The sequence below is a fragment of the Methanococcoides seepicolus genome, assembly GCF_023684405.1.
Taxonomy (GTDB): Archaea; Halobacteriota; Methanosarcinia; order Methanosarcinales; family Methanosarcinaceae; genus Methanococcoides; species Methanococcoides seepicolus.
In genome coordinates this window covers 1-18690 of the sequence record NZ_JAGSOI010000053.1, presented here as the reverse complement: position 1 = coordinate 18690, position 18690 = coordinate 1, and the positions used below count along the sequence as shown (strand labels likewise).

General features: G+C 37.3%; 13 protein-coding genes and 2 pseudogenes. 10 read left to right on the top strand and 5 right to left on the bottom strand.

Translation table 11 applies throughout. The features are described from left to right. Window positions 1-281: 281 nt before the first annotated feature. From KDK67_RS11085 to KDK67_RS11075, 3 genes are all read right to left on the bottom strand, one after another. Entirely contained in the window at window positions 282-608 is a 327-nt protein-coding gene (locus KDK67_RS11085; protein ID WP_250868860.1) for a hypothetical protein, read from the bottom strand. 458 nt (window positions 609-1066) lie between these two features. Continuing rightward, window positions 1067-1270, bottom strand: a complete 204-nt coding sequence (locus tag KDK67_RS11080) for a hypothetical protein (protein WP_250868859.1) — start codon at window positions 1268-1270, stop codon at window positions 1067-1069. A 340-nt stretch (window positions 1271-1610) separates the two neighbouring features. Further along, window positions 1611-1802: a TRAM domain-containing RNA chaperone gene (locus KDK67_RS11075; RefSeq protein WP_250868861.1), complete on the bottom strand. Its 192-nt coding sequence runs from the start codon at window positions 1800-1802 to the stop codon at window positions 1611-1613. A gap of 304 nt (window positions 1803-2106) precedes the next feature. Between KDK67_RS11075 and KDK67_RS11070 the strand changes: the two genes are divergently transcribed. Beyond that, a complete protein-coding gene (locus KDK67_RS11070; RefSeq protein WP_250868858.1) occupies window positions 2107-3228 on the top strand; it encodes a transposase in 1122 nt (373 codons plus the stop codon). 174 nt (window positions 3229-3402) lie between these two features. Here KDK67_RS11070 and KDK67_RS11065 read toward each other — a convergent pair whose 3' ends face one another. Further along, window positions 3403-3660 carry a hypothetical protein gene (locus tag KDK67_RS11065; protein ID WP_250868857.1) on the bottom strand — a complete coding sequence of 86 codons (258 nt, stop codon included), beginning with the start codon at window positions 3658-3660 and terminating at the stop codon, window positions 3403-3405. Between the two features lie 248 nt (window positions 3661-3908). On the opposite strand from KDK67_RS11065, the pseudogene KDK67_RS11060 reads away from it, so the two are divergent. Next, window positions 3909-4901: pseudogene (locus tag KDK67_RS11060) on the top strand (IS5 family transposase). Between the two features lie 288 nt (window positions 4902-5189). Here the strand turns inward: KDK67_RS11060 and KDK67_RS11055 are convergent. Then, entirely contained in the window at window positions 5190-7391 is a 2202-nt protein-coding gene (locus KDK67_RS11055) for an ArnT family glycosyltransferase (protein WP_250868565.1), read from the bottom strand. A gap of 395 nt (window positions 7392-7786) precedes the next feature. Between KDK67_RS11055 and KDK67_RS11050 the strand changes: the two genes are divergently transcribed. The 8 genes and pseudogenes from KDK67_RS11050 to galU (KDK67_RS11020) all read left to right on the top strand — a co-directional run bounded on the left by KDK67_RS11050 (window position 7787) and on the right by galU (KDK67_RS11020) (window position 18431). Continuing rightward, window positions 7787-10249: a LamG domain-containing protein gene (locus tag KDK67_RS11050; RefSeq protein WP_250868566.1), complete on the top strand. Its 2463-nt coding sequence runs from the start codon at window positions 7787-7789 to the stop codon at window positions 10247-10249. A gap of 189 nt (window positions 10250-10438) precedes the next feature. Further along, complete coding sequence (locus KDK67_RS14675; protein WP_476738629.1) at window positions 10439-10561, top strand: hypothetical protein; 123 nt, start codon at window positions 10439-10441, stop codon at window positions 10559-10561. Window positions 10562-10864: 303 nt separating this feature from the next. Then, window positions 10865-11743 carry a UTP--glucose-1-phosphate uridylyltransferase GalU gene (gene galU, locus KDK67_RS11045; protein WP_250868567.1) on the top strand — a complete coding sequence of 293 codons (879 nt, stop codon included), beginning with the start codon at window positions 10865-10867 and terminating at the stop codon, window positions 11741-11743. Between the two features lie 178 nt (window positions 11744-11921). Then, window positions 11922-13253, top strand: coding sequence for a hypothetical protein (locus KDK67_RS11040; RefSeq protein ID WP_250868856.1), 1332 nt, complete (start codon window positions 11922-11924; stop codon window positions 13251-13253). Window positions 13254-13368: 115 nt separating this feature from the next. Beyond that, window positions 13369-14901, top strand: coding sequence for a PGF-pre-PGF domain-containing protein (locus tag KDK67_RS14460; protein ID WP_250868855.1), 1533 nt, complete (start codon window positions 13369-13371; stop codon window positions 14899-14901). 252 nt (window positions 14902-15153) lie between these two features. Next, a complete protein-coding gene (locus tag KDK67_RS11030; protein ID WP_250868854.1) occupies window positions 15154-16197 on the top strand; it encodes a hypothetical protein in 1044 nt (347 codons plus the stop codon). Between the two features lie 317 nt (window positions 16198-16514). Further along, window positions 16515-17438 (top strand): annotated as a pseudogene (locus KDK67_RS11025) (IS5 family transposase). Between the two features lie 114 nt (window positions 17439-17552). Beyond that, window positions 17553-18431 carry a UTP--glucose-1-phosphate uridylyltransferase GalU gene (gene galU, locus KDK67_RS11020; protein WP_250868853.1) on the top strand — a complete coding sequence of 293 codons (879 nt, stop codon included), beginning with the start codon at window positions 17553-17555 and terminating at the stop codon, window positions 18429-18431. Window positions 18432-18690 lie beyond the last annotated feature (259 nt).

Genomic DNA, 18690 nt, shown 5'->3' with positions numbered 1-18690 from the left:
TCAGGGAGTGACTAAAATAGAGGCATAGTATATTGTTTTTTGGTAAAATCAATATCAAGCACTGATGGAATTGTGTTGAGTATTCTAAGTTTATATCAAATACGTGAGGATGGCTGAATAGTTACAAATATTAAAAAATTGGCTCTGTAGAAATCCTCAATGTTCGGACAATAATCCAATTTGAAAATATTATGTGATGTGTTACATGGCGTTGGAATATAATCCCAATTCCAGTCCATAGATGTTGATTTTGATAGGTTTTCTACAGAGCCAAAAAATTATCAAATTATTATTTCCCTTAAAACTTTCCTCATCTCCTTCGTGCCAAAATTGAACTCCCCTTTCCTAACTCTGTCCTTTATCTTTTTCAATGTACTTCTGTACTTAATTCCAATCTCCCGTGCTTCAACAGGAGTTAAAGAAATAATCTTCCTCTTGATCTCTTCCTCATCAATGAACACCTGTGAGCGTTTAACATCTAATTCCTGTTCATCAATGTTGTTTGCTTCCTTTCCAATGTAAATAACAGAATCAGCATGAACATGTTTTCTCTCAAGAACTCCAATCTCATCATCAAACTTATACTCAGGATGTTCAACATACTGCATAATTGTCCTGCTCAATGGCTTGAAATAATGAAAACCTTGTTTAATCTCTCCTGTTGCATAATCGATAAATGGTTCATTAACAATCTTTTGAGGATCATTTGAATAAGGCGCTAAAGGCTTTACTGCTTTACCATCTTCTTCAGCAACTTGAAATCCAACATGATATAAATTGAATGGTTTTATCTAATCTTTCCATTCCTTACCAATATTGATTCCCTTAAACCTTCTCAAAACATTAGCAGTTGAAACAGTAAGTCTTGAGATAGCATACAATCCTGAATACTTCTCTTCAATATCCAACTCTGAAATCAATCCATAATGCAATTTGAGAATATCTTCTCATATCTCAGCCTGCCAATCCTCAACATCTTTTGGAAATAGATTAGTAAAATGCCCAAGTCCAATTTTTTGATTGTTTAATAATATGGTAGTATTTTATAAAAGTTATTTATGAAGATTTATTCAATTTCCATAAATTCTACATAATTACTTGAAATTTTAATAGCTGAATCGAACATGTTTCCATCACGACTGATTTTCCTGATGTATTCGAGTTTCTCTTTACCCATATCAGCCTTATCTAATGTTCTAATAACACAACCAATCAAAGCATTGATGTCATTAGTTTCACCGTAAAAAGTACATTTTGGTTTTTCGTACATTATAGATCCTACAACAAATATAATAAAATGAATGAACATTTGTTCACCTATTCACAAAATGAAAAAGAAATCTTTACCAATTATCATAAACCTTAAAAACGATTTATTGTATATGGTGTACTCCACCTTTAATGTGGTTTGTATCAAATTACATTAAAGCAAATTCTCACAAGCAATTAATGATCATTATTTAGGAAAGAAAAATTGTGATAGTTACAATACCTAAAAAACCGAATTATTTTCAAATAATTTATTAATTTTTGAGAGAATAAAAAGTAAGAATGGAAAACCAAAACTTGGTCTTCCAATCGCGTGCTTAATTAACTATTAAGTGTAGTAATTAAGCTACTTCGCCAAATGCGAATTTTCGGGCTACTTTGGTGACCTTGATTGTCACTTCGTCACCGACAGAGGTGTTAGGTACAAAAATTACAAAGCCGCTTACTCTTGCGATTCCATCGCCTTCTCTTGCGGTATCTTCAATTGTTACGTCGTATGTTTCGCCAGCTTCTACTGGAGCAGTTGATTCCATGTTGTTGAACAAATATTTCACTTCCTTTAAAGTGCTTAAAAAGATAATAACCAGCTAGTAAACATACGAAAAAATAGTAAATACAGTTAAGGAAATACCATCTAGACCTATAATTTAGTAAAGTAGTTTTTGCCTTTAAAAGCAATCTTAATAATGAAGGTATCCTATATAAATCTGTTTGTACATCAATTCCTATATTTCGAGATTATCAAATTAGCTTTTCGCTTTAAAAGCGTAACTCTTTTTTCAAGACGACTGGCATCACTTTGAGCATAGCTTATGCATTACATTTATATGGTAGAAAATGTGCCAGTCCATGAAATATTATTACGATGTTTCGGACGGAATCTGTACCAGAGATTCAATTGCTAACTATCTGAACACAGACAACGTATCAATATGCCAATTTTTGTATTTCTTAGATATCGATGACATTGCTTCTTATGTTGAAAGTAGCTATTATGCCGATAAGGACTGGCACTTCAAGTATAAGGTTTCGTCAATGATAAAGCTCATCGTTGTGAAATGTTATAGGAACCTCTCATTTGAGAAAACAATATCTACCTTAACAAAAGAAGAAGCGCAGCTTCTGTCTTTTGAATACAATAACGGCATTATGAATCTTCCATCCTCTGCAACACTTCATCATTTTGTAAAATACAGGCTTGGAGAAACTGGACTCGATGAAGTAATGTTCAAAATTGGAAAGAAAATCTCCAAAACTACAACGATAAGAGATGTAAAAACAGATTCTACTCCTCTTGAAGCATCAAGATATGACAAGTATGCGGATTACAATCCGCATTACAATTGTAAGATGGACAAAGCTCACATCACCATGATTGGAACGCTTCCAATCTACATGACTCATACAAAAGGTACTGCACATGATTCACCTGAATTGAAGAAACATATTGATGCATTGGTAAAAATGGAAGTTGATATTGATACTTATGCATTGGACGGTGGTTATGATTCGTTCAGGAATCATGCAGATATCTGGTACAAATTGAATGCAAAACCAGTGATTGCATACTCTTCTGATTCTAAAATTCACTGTGAAGGAACTGTAGAACGAGTTGACCACTGGGTCAATAAAATGTGGAAGCTTGGAGGATCTGTTCACATGAGATATGGGGAGAAACTCCGTTTTCTTTATGAAAATGGAAGAGAAAAACAGGTAGGAATGCACTTGAGGAATAGCAATATTGAAGATGAGGGATTCGATGATAATTATTCGCTAAGGAGAGAATGTGAAAGAGTGCATAATCACATAAAAAGAACTATGAAATTCGACATCAGGGGAATTAGAAATGATAGTAAAAAGTTGTATTCGCTAATGAAATTTGTAGCTTATCAATTGCTTGTAACAACAAATTTGCAAAATGAAGTTAAGGATACTAACTCATTTGCAAATTATGTGTGAGATGATGTTATCAAATTAGAATGGAGGAATTTATAAGCTAATTTGATAATCTCATTTCACACTAAAAATTAATAATCCCAATATTTTCACGACAATTAAAATTTTGAAACAATAATTGGTTTTGAGGAATTGTTTTCTTTTTCTTCTTAAACATATCTGGATCATCCCTTCCATCTATGTAGATCGTTTTTCCAACCTCTCTCTAACATGTGTCTTCAATGTAAACGGCTTATCACCCTTGGTATTCTGCTTCATGTAATGCAATGTACCCTTAGAGAATCCCATCTTCTTCCATTCAGTGTAAGGCATGTAAATGATCTTCTTCCTCAGCAGATCAGAATCATCCCTCTTTACAACAAAAACAGGCTTGATAAACTCAATGGTTTTTCTCTTCCCAACAAGATGATGGCTTAACTCCCTTGCTTTGAGCAACAGTACAGAATCTCAAGAAGTGTTCTTCTTCCTGTACTCAACTTTACCATTCATCAAGGAATTAAACTCTTCAGTAACCTTTCGACCACTCTTGTATTTATTAACCAATAAATGTAACATATTATATTAATGTTCAAAAAGCTTAGAAGATATTTAGCGATCATAAAGGTCTTTTTTAAATATAGAGATTTCCGATAAACCTCTCCAACAGAAGTAAAATTTATAACTCATTATGATAATTTTATATTATGTCTTTAACGAACTTTGCTCTTAAAGAAGAGTACAAACGTCTTGAAAATCTCGGTGACAAGCTCCCTGAAATCGAATCTCTCATAGATTGGAAACCATTTCGTTCGATTATAGCAGAAATGTACAACAACAAAACAGAGTTGGGTGGCAGACCGAACCTTGATGAAATCGTCATGCTCAAGATGTTAGTATTACAACAATGGCATGGCTTATCTGACCCTGAACTTGAAAGACAGGCAACTGATAGAATTTCCTTTCGGAAATTCTTAGGTCATGTTAAATCAGAGATTTAACAGGAGTTGCAGATTTTCAATCTGCAACAATTTCCTGCAAAGGTTCCTGATAGCACTACTGTATGGGGTTTTCGGGAACGGATTTCTCAAACAGGAAAAGAGGATGAAATATGGAATGAATTACAAAGGCAACTAGATAGTAAAGGGTTGAAGATCAAGAAAGGTATGATTCAGGATGCAACATTCATACATGCCGATCCAGGACATGCAAGTCTTGGCACACCTCGTGGAAGTGAAGCAAAGACCAGAAGATGTAAAGATGGTACATGGACAAAAAAAGCATCTAAATCACATTTTGGATATAAGCTACATACCATTGAAGATACTGATTATGATCTAATAAGGAGATTTAAGACAACTACTGCTTCAGTTCATGATAGTCAGATCGATCTTTCAGAAAAAGGTGAAGTTGTTTACAGGGATAGAGGTTATTTTGGCGCAACTTCAAAAGGGTATGATGCAACCATGCAAAGGGGGGTGCGAGGACATCCGATTGGTATTAAGGATAAGATGAGAAACAATAGGATTAGCAGAATAAGAGCAAAAGGGGAAAGGCCCTATGCTGTTATCAAAAATGTGTTTACATCAGGATTTGTAAGAGTGACAACGTTGGCAAGAGCAAATGTCAAAATGCTAATTACAGCACTCAGTTATAATCTCTATCAATTGAGGACAATCAGAAGAAAATCTTTGGGATGAATAGCGATAGCTATTCAAAAAAGTTGAAAAGTATATAAATAGATACTAGCAAACTGCTGGAAATAGAGAGAAAGGCTCAAAAATTTAGCCGAACAAATTTGCTTTGAAAAAAATCAGCAGTTAATCGCAATTCTCTCTAGTTTAAAATTTTGAACATTTTTAATAATTTATTTAATAAATTGTCATAAATGGGGTTTTGATTTACTTTATAGACTATAAATAAGACTTTAAAACATTTAGTATATATCATTTAAAATATTGATTAATGAATTTGTTTAAGCAGTCCATTTATTCTAATTTATATACTTTTGAATTAGGATCATCTCCAACAAAAACAAGTTTAAAATTATTTCCATTTTTCTCTACATCATTAATCCATTTTTCTGCAGTTATTGTTTTATCTAAGTGCCCTCCTCTAGAGTTAAAAGCAATATATATGGTATTATCTGTTTCGTTTATTATGTGGGAAAACTGTTCTTTATCATGTATTAGAATGGTTTTATCCATATATCTCATATATGAATCATTACCAATTTTTCTAGAAAAGTAATTACTGTTTCCAGGTCTCAAATAGTAATCTGGCTCTTTATTATAATAATATGTGAACTGGTATCCATTTGAGATAATTGTAGCATTATTATTGTCATTATCTCTTATGTATATATTGTTGCTTTTCCAATCAGGTACATAATCAGAAACAGTAGTTGGTGCATAATATGGGTTATCGTATGTATCTCCATGTGTTCTTGAAGGGATAGAGATTGAATAGTTTAATGGAGCAATTGAAATAACTGTTATAATTATTATTGTTGCCATTACTAAAATGGATGTTTTATTACTATCTAAATATTTACTGAATATATTTTGTAATAATTCTTTATATCCTATAATAGCAATAGTTATGAACAATGGCATTATAAAAAATAAATAGCGTGTAGTTTCATGAAGGTGGTAATAACTTAACAAACCAATTTGCAACGACGCAATTCCAAATAAAAATAGGTTATCTTTTATATTTATTCTTCTCTGAACTAAATAATAAAATAGGGTAATTATGCCTATAAATAATAATACATAGTTTGAAAATAAAAAGTTTATAAAATAGTCTGAAAACGAATGTTTGGTTGTAAACCCATAACTTTCTACACAGATTTTGAAAATTTTCCCAAAAGTAAAGTTATTTTCTCGAATGTTGATAAGTATGTGGGCTAAAGGTATTAATAAAATAGGAAGGAAAATTATCAATAGATATTTTATTTTTAAAATTTCTTTTTTGAATTCAAACGTATATAATACAGCAGCAATTAGGATAATAAGTGGAGTAATATAACCGAATTTGTGAGTCATTATGGCAAGGAGAGCACTTATAATTGCTAATATCACAAAATTTTTATTTTGATGTTTAAATCCTATTATTGATGAATAAAATGTGAATAAAATTAAAAATGTAACCATTGAATACATTCTTCCCCATCTGGAAAATTCAATTGCCCATGGGAATATACACAATATGAATGAAAGCATGAGACCCATTTTTTTATTTTGTATTTCTTTTCCCAAAAAGTATAATATTAGTATTGTTCCCAATCCTGAAATAGCGCTTGGAAGCCTTACTGAAAATTCGTTTGCTCCTAAAAATAAAGCAAAAAAACTTGATAGATAACTGTGTGTTAAACCTCGGTTATAGTATGCTCCATCCGGTAGGGAAGGAACTCCATTTTCCAAGATACTCTTCATTGCTATGCCTAGGTATATTTCATCAGTACCCAAACTTAAATTCCCTAAATTATATATCCTTAAGTATATTCCTAATAACATTATCAAGAGCAAAACTATGCTGTAGAACCATCCTTCCTTATAGGTCCATTTCACAAAACTATAAGGCAACCTAGCAATCCAAACAAAAGGAGCAATCAGTCCCCGAAATGCCAGAGCACCATAATCTCTTCTGTTCCAATTTTCCGAGACCGCGTAATCCAAATTAAATCTCGTTAAAATGGCAAATTTCCTATCAAACTCATCATCTCTCTTCCTTTCTGCTGCTGCGTCCCTTTCTTGCTCCAGTTCCGCTTCTGCCTCGATTCTTTCCCTATTAAAGTAAAAAGTAAAAAAACCAAAGCCAATTGTAGCCAAAACCAAATAGAACTGAATAGAGGAAATAAAAGATACAACTGAGCTTAATAATTGGCTGCTTTCAATAAACTCAAATGTTAAACTTCCGATTGAGATTACTAATAGCCCTGCTAAAAAGAGGTTTCTAAAGTAGGGTTCTGTTTTTGCTTTAAAATACTCTTCGTCCTTTTGTATGAATATGAAAAACCAGCTAAAGCCTGATGTAAAAGTAATGATAGCCAATAGGGAAATATCAATCCAGACACTGACAATTATGGATGTGAAATGATGCAAGATCAGTGATATAAGACCTAGAATAAACAAATTACCAGTTACATCTAACAATGTATTTCTATATTTTTCAACAAGTGATCTCATATTGGTTTCTCGCTTGATACATGCTTCCTATTTACCGTTTCATTATATGGCTTAGAGAGATTTGTATTTGTTATCAACATAAAACTATTTAAACAATTTGTTATATTACCTGTAAGAATAGGATTATCATAAAACACTTTTGAATATCTGTGTCAAACCTTTTATATCAAAGAATTGGAATTCTAGGAATAAATTAGCTTAACCGACAGTGTGCTTATAATATGCAAAAAACTTTATCCATGAAGTAACTCGGCAATGCTTAGTAGTCAGAGATATGCTAAAGATATGAACAGGTTATATCTCGAGGGAAGCAGTTGCAAACAGACAAAATAATATGAGGAGTGTTATATAAAGTGTCAGATCGTATTCAATCTTTATCATGTATATTCGTAGTATTGGCTACCATTACCCTTTTTTCAGTTCCAGGTGTTTCAGCAAGCCATCTGGGCGAGGATCTGACCTCAAATTCAGGTTTTGAGGAGTGGGATGCCGGAAAACCTGTTAACTGGACAACACCGCACAGCGACTGGGAAATCGTACAGATCAGCGGCACAAGTGGCAATTTTTCACTGATGCTTGAAACAAACAGATACACTTCTCCTTCTTCAGCTAATATGGTCAGTGAAAGCATTGATGTTAATGAGGATGATCTGTTCTTTGTTACAACAAAGGTAAGAAGCAACAATGCGATTAATACCAAAGTACGGTTAAAAGGATATGACGACGACAGAAAAAAATGGATCACTCTTAAAACGTTTAATCCTTCCTCGGATATACAGCATGTATTTTATACAGTTCCTGAAGACATAACCCAGCTCCGTATGCGTTTGGAAGCCGGATATGTAGACGATAAGGACTGTGGACCTGCAAGCTCATATTTTGATGATATAAATATTATAGATCCCTCTGTAGAAAATGCAGAATTCTATTTGGAAGAGGGAGTCATAAGCAACAACGAATCTCTAAAAATCGGATCATACGAACTGGACCTCGTGGAAGCAAAGGACAATAAGGCCTTGGTCAGTGTTATGGCTTCAGGGAAGGCAATAGGTTCCGAAGTATTGATCCCAGGTGAAACTGTCGATTTTAAAATAGATAGCGATAAATATCTGGTCTTTTTAGTCAATGATGTTTTTGTAAATGAAGAATACTCAGAGGTCAGGATAAGCCATTTGATGGCAGGAAGAATCGTTGCAGAAGCCCCAACTATTCAGCCGATCGAGGAAGACGGCCTTATATTGTATTTACCTCTGGATGAAAATGAAGGATCTGAGATTTACGATTACAGCGGAAGAAGCTACTACGGTTCGACATATGGAGCAGATTGGACCGAAGGTATGGACAACTCTTGCCTTGAATTCGATGGCCTAACGGATTATGTGAAAATACCTGACACTTCCAGTACATTCGAAGAGGGAGATCATACCTTTACACTATGGGTTAAATCGACAGGAGTACGAGACAGTAAAAAATATATTCTGTGTCACTACAATTGGCGTCTTGGATGGAGGTCCGATTCAACACTTCGTTTTACTGTAGGCAGGATGAATGACAAAGATGGTCCAAGTTACAGTATAGATGCAGAGGTACCTGAACTTAAAAACGACTGGATCCATTTGGCAGGAGTGTACAAACCTTCTGAAAATAAAATAATGTTCTATGTAAATGGGGAATATGCGGGGGAAAAGGATATTGGTGAAGACAGGATCTGGGCGGATTACGGCAACCGCGACCTTTTAGTAGGGACTTCTAAACATGGAGCTGCAACGTTTTTTGAAGGACAGGTGGACGAGGTTCGCATTTATGACAGAGCGTTAAGCCAGCAAGAGATCGGGGAAATAATGTCCAGATCTCTCGGATTGTCAGGCATCTCTTCATATCATAACTCTATTTCAATAGAAAAGGATGAAGCAGTGTCTGTGGGAAATGGTTTCTGCCTTCAATATTCCAATGCTCCTTATTCGAATCTGGTCCTTATTGAAGGAATCACACAAACAAATGTATATTCTCTTGCCAATGACTCTGCTGGACAATCTTTGCTGTTAAAAAATGCTCAGGGCACACCTGTGATAAGGTTGAATATAGAGAGCATCACCAGTGAAAAGCTAATTCTGTCCGATATCTGGGTTGCAGATGAAAAAGCAGATGCACCTATCCTTGAAATAAGATCTATAAACTTTTCGGAAATAAGGACCTATGAACCTGCAACTATTGATGTGACCATTGTCAACAGCGGGTCAAGAACATATCGACCAGGTGGTGAAGATTCCATTGAGCTATATCTGGAAGATGATAAAGTGGATAGCTATAAGATCTCAAACGATCTGGCTCCAGGTGATACATTGGAATACAGCTTTGAAGTATGTTCACAAGAAGCAGGTAAAAGCCAGATAATGGCAATTATTTCCACAGATAGTGCTACCAATACATTAAGCACTACAGCTAAGATCGAACCTCCTATAAATCCTCCAGTTACCAGAATGCCATTATATATCGAGGAGACCGAATCAGGAATAACCCTACATTTAACATTGCATGGTTCCGGAATAAAGGGAGAATCCTGGAATGATAATGCACTGATCACCATAGGGATAAACAATCCCCTTGGATCCAGAACCTTCTATGAGAACTCGCATAAAGTATCGGGAACAGGTGTCAGAATCAAAATACCCTATGAGGAATTCTATGAAGGTGATGAGCAGTATATTGTAACTGTTAAATTTAGAGATGCTGAAAATAGTGTAATGACAAAAATAGCTGGAGAAGAGGGTACCTATAAGCCTCCTAACAATAGTCTACTCTTGGTGGCATTATTTGTACCTTTGTTGGGATATGTGATCAGGAAAAAGATTTATTAATAAATATCCGGTGAATCAAAATGATTGCATTTTCAGACTGATGATCTCTACACCACAAGACCAAGATCATTTTGATGCATCCAGAAAATAAATCCAGCCTACAGCTGGCACACCACTGCAATGATCACTGATTGTGGTAAAGGGTATAGTCTCTGTAGGGAAGGATTATTCCTGTGCCACTAGAGAGATATTCATCTGTGCCGAAGTCAAACACAGATTATCAGATCCGGGAAATTCCGACTGAAGATCATTGAAGTGCATCTGGTAGAGTATGTAGCGCATGACGACATCTTCAGATTTGATGATGAGTAGGGGTGGAAATGAATTACATTGATTTGCGTGATCTGCTTGAGTGTGGAATGTTTGATCGATGATCACTGCAAACGATTTGCATCTGGATATTCAGGTTCCAATCCATTTCTAACAAATCGTTAGGTACAGTTGATTCATTACGTCTCTGTGTTTGTTCAGATTGTATGAGAACCTATATTATTCCATTCTCTTCAAGAAAGAGTGGGAACTGTCAATGTTGGGTATAAAATCATCCTAACCTATAAATAATTATAACTAGATTAAAGCAACTATAAATGTGACTTATGAGAGGATGTGAACTTATTGGAAGTAAAAAAAGCAATTATACCTGTAGCAGGCCTTGGAACCAGATTTCTTCCTGCAACGAAATCGATGCCAAAGGAAATGCTCCCTATCATCGATAAACCGGTGATCCATTTTGTTGTTGAAGAGGCTCTAGCTTCAGGAATAGACGACATAATCTTTGTCACAGGCAGAAGTAAGAGGTCGATCGAAGATTATTTTGATGGGTCGCCTGAGTTGGAAATGCATCTGAAACAGCATAAGAAACACGATCTTCTCGAAAAGATTCAGGATATAGCATCTTTGGCTGATATCCACTACATAAGGCAGAAAGAGCCGAAAGGACTTGGGGATGCTATATTGAGAGCAGAAAAACATGTGGGTGATGAGCCATTTGCGGTACTTCTGGGTGATGATATCGTAGTGAATGAACAGCCCTGCACCAGGCAGCTCATCGATATCTACCAGAAATATGGGCGTTCCACCATCGCAGTTAAAGAAGTCCCGAAGGAAAAGATCAGCAGTTATGGGATCATAAAAGGAAAACCTTTGGATGATTCCTTGTATGCTCTGGAAGACATCGTTGAAAAACCAGATGTAAACAAGGCTCCATCCAATATCGGTGCTATTGGGAGATATGTGTTCACTCCTGAGATCTTTAATTGTATAAAGGAAACATCATCCGGTGTCGGCAACGAGATCCAGCTTACTGATGGCATACGTAATCTCAACAGGTCCCAGAAGGTATATGGCTACAAGTTCAGTGGAACAAGGTATGATACCGGGGATAAGGCTGAATATGTGAAAGCGATCATAAATTTTGCGCTGAACAATGAAAACATGAAAGATAATATTCTCGAATATTTGCAAGATGTTCTTGTTAGTAAGAATAATGCCTAAATTAGGTGAACTTCTAATGTTCAATATTTTGGGTTTCATTACGTCAATCAAACTTTATAACTATTGACAAATAATTCAGCACTTTTATATAGTTTATTACTTATAGTGAATCGATAGAGGATAATAAACCTATTATTGTCATTATGATGATGGGTTGTATAAATCATAGAGGAAAAATATGCAGTCAAGATCAAGAACCAAAATGCATGGAAGATATGCTAGTATTGGAATAACGATTGCCATTGTAGTAATGATGATCTTGTCAGGTCCTGTAAGTGCTGTTACACTAGGAATTACTGGCCTGGATGGAACCACCCCTACACAGGGTGATTCTGTTACATTTAATGTTACTGCGACGATCGAGGACACTGACAGATACGTGCCAATTGATAATTTCTCATTGGAGATCACAGGTGCAACTTCCAAAGAAGTTGTTTTCTCAACAGATGGAAGTGTACTCTCAGGAGATTCAGGTATAACAGTTGTAGCCGTCACAGTCCCATTATCAGCGGAATATGGCCACGGTTATGGGTATGGCTATGACTCCAGACTGGGCTATGGGTATGACTTTGGATACGGGTATGGATATGGATACGGGTATGGATATGGATACGGGTATGGTGCAGGCGGTGAAGATGTTGAATATAAATATACCATCACCCTTGACACATCCATACTTAATACCGGTGCCCACGAAGCCGTGTTATCTCTGAACACAGGCAATTCAGCAAAACCTTCATTTGAATCATCCGCAGCATCCTTTGTTATAAGCTCCCCGGTGATAGGGATGGACCTCTCTGGAAATCCGGGCGACGAGATACTTATCAATGACACAACGAACGGGATATGCGTGATCATTGGCCTGAACCAGAGCCTAACGAATGGTATGCTCCATATCGAGAAAAGTACAACATTGCCAAATAACCTCAGCCAGCCACTGTTCAACACCCCTGCAGGCTTTGTCACATTCACACCGAATGACAACCTCAGCCAGGCAATGGAGTACGCCTACATCTCCATAAACTGCGAGCGCAGTGCCATGAACGGAACTGACATGGGGATCTACTGGTATGACGAGCCCAACAGCACCTGGGTACATATGGAACCGGGAAACCCGTCATGCTGCCTTGAGAGCGGCAAGAACATGACAGAGGACATCTGTTGCTGTTGGGCCAAAGTGACCCACTTCTCCACATACGCAATGGGTGGACTAGTTTACCACCCATATGATGCAAACGAAGACGGTATGATCTGCCTTGATGAGGTAAACACTGCAATCGATGACTACCGCACAGGACAAACCGACCTTGAAACAGTAAATGAAGTGATTGATCTATACCGTATAGGTGCATTTACAATTTACCACCCATATGATGCAAACGAAGACGGCATGATCGACATTGATGAGGCAAACACTGCAATCGATGACTACCGCACAGAACAAACCGACCTTGAAACAGTAAATGAAGTGGTTGATCTATACCGTACAGGTGGATCATATTGCGTATAAAACTGTAAATTGAGTGCAGAGAGATGAAATATCTCCCTCATTCAATTTATGGGGGTTCAATATGAAAATATCAAGAAGTATCAAATTGTTTGGAATCTTAAGTTTAGTGTGTCTAGTGACACTCTCGATGATCTCAGCAGCAGCAGCAGCAGATCCTAATGTCTGCAGAGACCTTCCAGTAAGTGCCAACCCAGGTGACACAATAACCGTGAAACTGGACATTACAATGGACGGTGCGGACAAGACTGTCATCGAGGACAAGGTACCTGCAGAATGGATCGTAAGCAATCCATCTGGTAGTGGATTGGTCATTGATGCAAATACAGTAAGCTGGATTGACGTCAACGCGGCACCAGGTGTCGCACAGTTGACCTATGATGTCACAATTCCTGAAAGTGCAGCACCGGGAACGTACACATTTGATGGAGGGTTCGATCTAGCAGTAGCAGCTCCTGGACTCCAGCCAATTGACTGTGAAACACAGATGGATGTCATTGCCGCACCAGGTGCTGACGAGCCAAATGTCTGCAGAGACCTTCCAGTAAGTGCCAACCCAGGTGACACAATAACCGTGAAACTGGGCATTACACTTGATGGCGCGAACAAGACCGTTATCGAAGACAATGTACCTGCAGGATGGATCGTAAGCAACCCATCTGATGGTGGATTTATCGTTAATCCAGAGAAAGTAAGCTGGATAAACTTGGCGGCAGCACCAGGTGTCGCACAGTTGACATATGATGTCACGATCCCTGGAGATGTAGCACCGGGAACGTACACATTCGATGGAAGGTTCGATCTAACAATAGCAGCTCCTGGACTCCAGACAATTGACTGTGAAACACAGATGGAAGTGGTGGAAGGTGACGACAGCAGTGGCGGCAGCAGTGGCGGCAGCAGTGGCGGCAGCAGTGGCGGCAGCAGTGGCGGCAGCAGCGGTGGCGGTGCAAGCGGCGAAGCTTATGAGAACATCGTAATGAAAGAGGTAAAGAGTGCATACGTGATCAAGGGTGCTAAAGTATCATACCAATTCAATGAAAAAGAAAACAATATCGATTTCATCAAATTCGATGCACTGAAGAACTCCGGTATGATCTCCGTTACGATCGAGACGCTCAAGGATACATCCGCACTGGTAAAGACCAATCCATCTGGAGAGGTTTATCGGAACATGAACATTTGGGTTGGAAAAGTAGGATATGCAACACCAAATAACCTCGTCAACCCGGTCATTGGATTTAGGGTGGAGAGATCATGGATAGATGCAAATGACTTCGATGAATCCGCAATAAAACTGAACAGATATCACGATGGGACATGGAACCCACTGACGACCACTAAGGTGCACGAATCCAAGGGTTACATATACTTCGAAGCAAAAACACCTGGATTTTCACCGTTTGCAATAACCGGTGACACAACCAGTGTTGGATCCGAGGAGGAAGAGGTAACTGGCACAGATGCAAACCCTTTGACAGAAGGGGCCGAGGATCGAACGACATCGTATAAGGGAGGAAATCGCACAAAGTCCACAGATGCAGGAAGTTCGAAAGAACGTATAATTACGTTACTATCATTTGCCACGATCATTGGATCTATGGGATACATTAAACGCGATGATATTAGCAAATATCTTAAGAAAAAATAAGAGAGGGGACCCCCCTCTTTCTTTTTTATTTATTTGAGTTTATACCTCATCTTTCTTCTCTACAGAGCCAATGTTTGAGCTTGTTATGTTTTGAATTTTCACTTTTTAGGTTCCGATATCCAGATCATACTTCGTAACAATGCACAAATATCCCGGTAAATATATATAGTTTAATATTAGGTACATAATATCTATATGGGAGCATAAGATTCATTTTGTGGATGTGTGGTGCTTAAGTCTTAGGGGTTTAAAATGCAATCAAAATCTAAAATCGGGAAAAATGGAAAATATGTTAGTATTGGACTAACGTTTGCTATAGTAATAATGATGGTCTTGTCAGGCCCTGTAAGCGCTGTTTCGCTGGGAATTACAGGCCTGGATGGAACCAGCCATACAAAGGGTGCTTCTGTAAAATTTGATGTTACTGCGACGATCGAAGACACTGATAGTTATGTGCCAATTGATAACTTATCATTGAAGATCACAGGTGCTACTTCCAAAGAGGTTGTCTTCTCAACAGACGGAACCATACTATCAGGAGATGCAGGTATAAATGTTGTAGCTGTTTCAGTTCCGTATCCGATCGATGGATCTGATCATGGCTACGGTTATGGCTACGGATATGATTCGTCTGGTTATGGTCATAGCTTTGGATACGGTTATGGCTATGGTTATGACAATGGTGCAGGTGGCCAGGACCTTGTGTATCAGTATACTGTTACCCTTCACACTTCCACATTTAATACTGGTGTCCACGAAGCTGTACTATCTCTGAATACAGGCAATGAGGCAAAGCCTTCATTTGGATCATCAGTTGCATCCTTCACAATTGAGAAAACCGGTGATGGTCCAAAAGGTGGATTTGTGACTGGTGGCGGCTGGATTACGTCTCCTGCAGGTGCTTACACAGAAGACCCAGAGCTTACTGGTAAGGTCAATTTCGGTTTTGTCTCGAAGTATGCGAAGGGTGCTTCAGTACCCACTGGTTCAACTCAGTTCCAGTTCAGGGAAGCTGATCTCAAGTTCCATTCTGATGAATATCAGTTGCTTGTCATTGCAGATTCAAAAGCCCAGTACAATGGTACTGGAACTATCAATGGTGAAGGTGACTATGGATTCATACTGACCGCAATAGATGGAGACATTAAAGGCGATGGAATTGACAAGATCGGGATCAAGATATGGGATAGATCGAGTGATGCTATAATCTACGACAACATGATTGATGCTGAAGATTGTGCAGATCCAACAACAGCAATTGGAGGAGGTTCGATCAAGATCCACAAAGGAAAGTGATCGTTTAAGTGTGGAGGATACAAATTCTCCACGATTCTTTTTTAAGGGATTGATTTTTCACGAATTCTATGGATTATTATTAATGAAGACGAACTATTTTCATTGCTTTTAACTAGTTATCAAAAATTGGCTATGTAGAAATCCTTTTTTCTAAATTCAGCTAATCCACTACAGTTTTAATAATAAGAAGTCCCCTGTGTACGTTTGCTCCACAAACACAAAGGGGATGATTGTGTTTGTTCCAGATTAAAAATCTGGAACTCCCATTAAGTCTATGATTTAATGGCTTGTCAAACAAGTACTAAAAATTTATCGATATGGCCATGCAAGTAACGGGAAACTCCCGATTCCCGCTTTACAGTTGTAAATACTCAAAACGAACATACACACAACATCAGCTCTTAATACTGGTTTTGTTTAAAGAATATTTAAACAAGGATTACAGAGATATTGTCGATATCGTAGAATTGATGAAGCCTATTCAATCTAAACTCGAAATTAACAAAGTTCCTCACTTTACTATACCATTAAATCATAGATTTAATGGGAGTTCCAGATTTTCAATCTGGAACACACTTCACAAATTCGTACCCCGTCTAAATTCCATACTATTAAACCAGATTTTTCAGAAACTTTTGAGATTGTTTTATTCATGGGGTGAAACAATTACTGTTACTGCCATTGATTCCAGTGGATTTACAAGTGGTCATTGTAGTTACTACTATTAATGGAGAACAGGAAATAGGAGACGGAGTTTTGTCAAAGCTAGTATTTCAGTTGATGTTGCTAAGTTCATCATAACTGGATACAAGATATCTGGTAAACCTGTTCATGATGCAAAACATGCGGAGACATTGCTATTGCAATGTCATCGCAACAGAAGGTCGAGTTATTATGTCATGGACAAAGGATATGATTCTGAAAAGATCCATGAATTAACCAGGGAAAAACTGGAATCAACAGCAATGATCCCACTTCGACAACGTGAAAGAAAAAGGATTAAGGGACGATATCGAAGGAAGATGAGGTATGAATTTGACGAAGAAATCTATCATCGACGTAATCTTGTTGAAACGATGTTTTCAGTATTGAAAAGAAAATATGGGGAAAGTCTCTGTGCAAGGAAGTATAGAAATCAAGTAAAGGAAGTGAAATTAAAAGTATTGATACACAACCTTGACACGTATGTCAAAAATGTGTGTTTAGTTTGGTTGAGGATTTCTACAGAGCCGGATTTTTAATCTTTTTATATTAAATTATATCAATAAGCTCAAAAATAACCCAATGTTTTTAAATAATTTTAGCTTATCTTACATCACCTGAAAAGATTACATATATGAGAGGATGTGAACTTATTGGAAGTAAAAAAAGCAATTATACCTGTAGCAGGTCTTGGAACCAGATTTCTTCCTGCAACAAAATCGATGCCAAAGGAAATGCTCCCGATCATCGATAAGCCAGTGATCCATTTTGTTGTTGAAGAGGCTCTAGCTTCAGGAATAGATGACATAATCTTTGTCACAGGCAGAAGTAAGAGGTCGATCGAAGATTATTTTGATGGCTCACCTGAGTTGGAAATGCATCTGAAACAACATAAGAAACACGATCTTCTCGAAAAGGTTCAGGATATAGCATCGTTGGCTGATATCCACTACATAAGGCAGAAAGAGCCGAAAGGACTTGGGGATGCTATATTGAGAGCCGAAAAACATGTGGGTGATGAACCTTTTGCGGTGCTTCTGGGTGATGATATCGTAGTGAATGAACAGCCCTGCACCAGGCAGCTCATAGATATCTACCAGAAGTATGGGCGTTCCACGATTGCGGTTAAAGAAGTTCCGAAGGAAAAGATCAGCAGTTATGGGATCATAAAAGGAAAGCCTTTGGATCATTCCTTGTATGTTCTGGAGGACATCGTTGAAAAACCAGATGTAGACAAGGCTCCATCCAATATCGGTGCCATTGGAAGGTATGTGTTCACTCCTGAGATCTTTAATTGTATAAAGGAAACATCATCAGGGGTTGGTAACGAAATTCAGCTTACTGACGGGATCCGGAATCTCAACAGGTCCCAGAAGGTATATGGTTACAAATTCAATGGAACAAGATATGATACCGGAGATAAAGTTGAATATGTGAAAGCGATCATAAATTTTGCGCTGAACAATGAAAACATGAAAGATAATATTCTCGAATATTTGCAAGATGTTCTTGCTAGTAAGAATAATGCCTAAATTTGTTAAACTTCTAATGTTCAATATTTTGGGTTTCATTACGCCAATCAAACGTTATAACTATGAACAAATAATTCAGCACTTTTATATAGTTTATTCTTGTAAAGAATTGATAGAAGATAATAAGCCTATTATTGTCATTATGATGATGGGCCGTGCAAATTATAGAGGAAAAATATGCAGTCAAGATCAAGAACCAAAATGCATGGAAGATATGCTAGTATTGGAATAACGATTGCCATTGTAGTAATGATGATCT

Excerpts from the sequence above, each read along its gene's own strand:
- KDK67_RS11085 (WP_250868860.1), bottom strand. The coding sequence starts at position 608 with ATGCAGTATGTTGAACATCCTGAGTATAAGTTTGATGATGAGATTGGA.
- KDK67_RS11080 (WP_250868859.1), bottom strand. The coding sequence starts at position 1,270 with ATGTACGAAAAACCAAAATGTACTTTTTACGGTGAAACTAATGACATC.
- KDK67_RS11075 (WP_250868861.1), bottom strand. The coding sequence starts at position 1,802 with ATGGAATCAACTGCTCCAGTAGAAGCTGGCGAAACATACGACGTAACA.
- KDK67_RS11070 (WP_250868858.1), top strand. The coding sequence starts at position 2,107 with ATGTGCCAGTCCATGAAATATTATTACGATGTTTCGGACGGAATCTGT.
- KDK67_RS11055 (WP_250868565.1), bottom strand. The coding sequence starts at position 7,391 with ATGAGATCACTTGTTGAAAAATATAGAAATACATTGTTAGATGTAACT.
- KDK67_RS11040 (WP_250868856.1), top strand. The coding sequence starts at position 11,922 with ATGCAGTCAAGATCAAGAACCAAAATGCATGGAAGATATGCTAGTATT.
- KDK67_RS11030 (WP_250868854.1), top strand. The coding sequence starts at position 15,154 with ATGCAATCAAAATCTAAAATCGGGAAAAATGGAAAATATGTTAGTATT.